The following is a 2,258-nucleotide window of genomic DNA, read 5'->3' on the forward strand; positions in this document are numbered from 1 at the left end:
GGCCGCGGGGGGGGGCGGGGGGGGGCGCGCGGGGGGGGGGGGGGGGCGGCGCCGGGGGGGGCCCCGCGCCGGGGGGGGGGGGGGGGGGGCCCCCCCCCGGGGGTGGGGTGAGCCCGGTGGCTCAGCTCACATCATGTCCTCGATGTCAGCGGCGATCGGGTCGGCGTCGGTGCCGATGACGACCTGGATGGCGGTGCCCATCTTGACGACGCCGTGGGCGCCGGCGGCCTTGAGGGCGGCCTCGTTGACCAGGGAGGCGTCCTTGACCTCGGTGCGAAGGCGGGTGATGCAGCCCTCGACCTCTTCGATGTTGTCGATGCCGCCCAGACCGGCGACGATCTTCTCAGCCTTGCTGGCCATCTGATTTCTCCCTCTGTCTCGGCCCGCCGGCCGCTCTGCCGGGTGCCGTCCTGCGCTGTGCTGGGGTGTCCGCCGACCGGTGGCCGGCGTGGTCGGTACCGGTGCTGACGCGGGTTCAGCCGCGGTCGCGCCGCCGGGCAGCGCGACCAGCATCACCTGCTCCGGTCCGATCTGCCACGTTAGTCCACTTTTGGCCCATTCCGGCGCGCACGGTCCCGGCCGCCACCAGAGGATGACGAGCAGCGGGCTCGCGCCCGGCGTGCGGCCTGCGTCCCAAAGTGGTCTACACCAATATATGTGTACTCCGATGAACGCAGAAAGGACCCCGGGTGTTCCGGATCCCCGCCCGGGGGTCCCGCCGGGGGCCGCCGGCCGGCAACTGCTCTCGGAGGGCGAAGGATGAGTTCGGCAGGCGCCACGGCCCCGCAGCGCGTGTGGTGGCACACCTTCTACGGCGGCCTCCAGAAGATGGGCCGCTCCCTGCAGCTCCCGGTGGCTGTGCTCCCCGCGGCCGGCATCCTCAACCGGCTCGGCCAGCCCGACGTCTTCGGCCAGGACGGCCTCGGCTGGACCGACGTCGCCAAGGTCTTCGCCGCGGCCGGCGGCGCCCTGTTGGACTCCTCGTTCGGCCTGCCGATGCTGTTCTGCGTCGGTGTGGCGATCGGCATGGCGAAGAAGGCGGACGGTTCGACCGCGCTGGCCGCCGTGGTGGGCTTCCTCGTCTACTACAAGGTCCTGCACGCGTTCCCGGAGAGCTGCAAGAGCGGGACGGTCCTGGTCACCGACTCCTGGACCGGCCAGTGCGTGGACTACAGCTCGGCCAAGGCGGCGGCCGCGACGTACCAGAACCCGGGCGTCCTGGGCGGCATCCTGATCGGCCTGATGTCGGCCTGGCTCTGGGTCCGCTTCCACCGCACCAGGCTGGTCGACTGGCTGGGCTTCTTCAACGGCCGCCGCCTGGTGCCGATGATCACCGCGGTGGTGGGCCTGGCCACCGCCTGCGTGGCGCTCTGGGTCTGGCCGCCGATCGGCCGCGGGCTCAACGACTTCAGCCAGACCTTGGCCGACCTGGGCGCGGGCGGCGCCGGCATCTTCGGCCTGTTCAACCGCGCGCTGCTGCTGATCGGCATGCACCAGTTGCTGAACACATTCGTCTGGTTCCAGTTCGGCGAGTTCATCAAGCCGGACGGCACCATCGCGCACGGCGACATCCCGCGCTTCCTGGCGGGCGACCCGACGGCCGGCCAGTTCCAGTCCGGATTCTTCCCGATCATGATGTTCGCGCTGCCCGCCGCCGCACTGGCGATCGCGCACTCGGCGAAACCGCACCGCCGCAAGGAGATCTACGGCCTGATGCTCTCGGTCGGCCTGACCTCCTTCGTGACGGGCGTCACCGAACCGCTCGAGTACTCCTTCGCCTACGTCGCCCCGGCCCTGTACGGCGTGCACGCGCTGCTGACCGGCGCCTCGATGGCCGTCACCTGGGGGCTCGGGGTGCACGACGGCTTCAGCTTCTCGGCCGGCCTGATCGACTACGTCATCAACTGGGGGCTGGCTACCAAGCCGTGGCTGATCATCCCGATCGGGCTCTGCTTCGCCGCCGTGTACTACGCGCTCTTCCGGTTCATCATCGTCAAATTCAATCTGAAAACACCCGGGCGGGAGGACGAGAGCGAGGTCGAGGACGTCACCAAGCTCTGAAACCGAGCGTCACCGGGCAGCACCCGCAATGGCCTCCGGACCCGACGGCCCGGAGGCCTTCGGCATTTCCGGAAAGGACCAAATGCCCGGGCGGTAAAACAATTCCGATATGTGCCCCGGGGATTCCCCGGCGGGCCGTCGGCCGTGCCAGGCGGGGCCGGGGCGGCCCGCACCCCCCGGCCGCCGGGCCGCCGGAC

General features: G+C 70.8%; 2 protein-coding genes. One reads left to right on the forward strand and one right to left on the reverse strand.

What is annotated here, in order from left to right:
* Positions 1 to 126: 126 nt before the first annotated feature.
* On the reverse strand, positions 127 to 360 hold the full coding sequence (locus tag ACFV6I_RS37850; protein ID WP_063349220.1) for a glucose PTS transporter subunit EIIB: 234 nt from the start codon (positions 358 to 360) through the stop codon (positions 127 to 129).
* A gap of 399 nt (positions 361 to 759) precedes the next feature.
* Here ACFV6I_RS37850 and ACFV6I_RS37855 point away from each other — a divergent pair, with 399 nt between their 5' ends.
* Positions 760 to 2,061 carry a PTS transporter subunit EIIC gene (locus ACFV6I_RS37855; protein WP_063349219.1) on the forward strand — a complete coding sequence of 434 codons (1,302 nt, stop codon included), beginning with the start codon at positions 760 to 762 and terminating at the stop codon, positions 2,059 to 2,061.
* Positions 2,062 to 2,258: the final 197 nt, after the last annotated feature.

The organism is Kitasatospora sp. NPDC059803, assembly GCF_042732255.1.
Classification (GTDB): Bacteria; Actinomycetota; Actinomycetes; order Streptomycetales; family Streptomycetaceae; genus Kitasatospora.

Excerpts from the sequence above, each read along its gene's own strand:
- ACFV6I_RS37855 (WP_063349219.1), top strand. The coding sequence starts at position 760 with ATGAGTTCGGCAGGCGCCACGGCCCCGCAGCGCGTGTGGTGGCACACC.
- ACFV6I_RS37850 (WP_063349220.1), bottom strand. The coding sequence starts at position 360 with ATGGCCAGCAAGGCTGAGAAGATCGTCGCCGGTCTGGGCGGCATCGAC.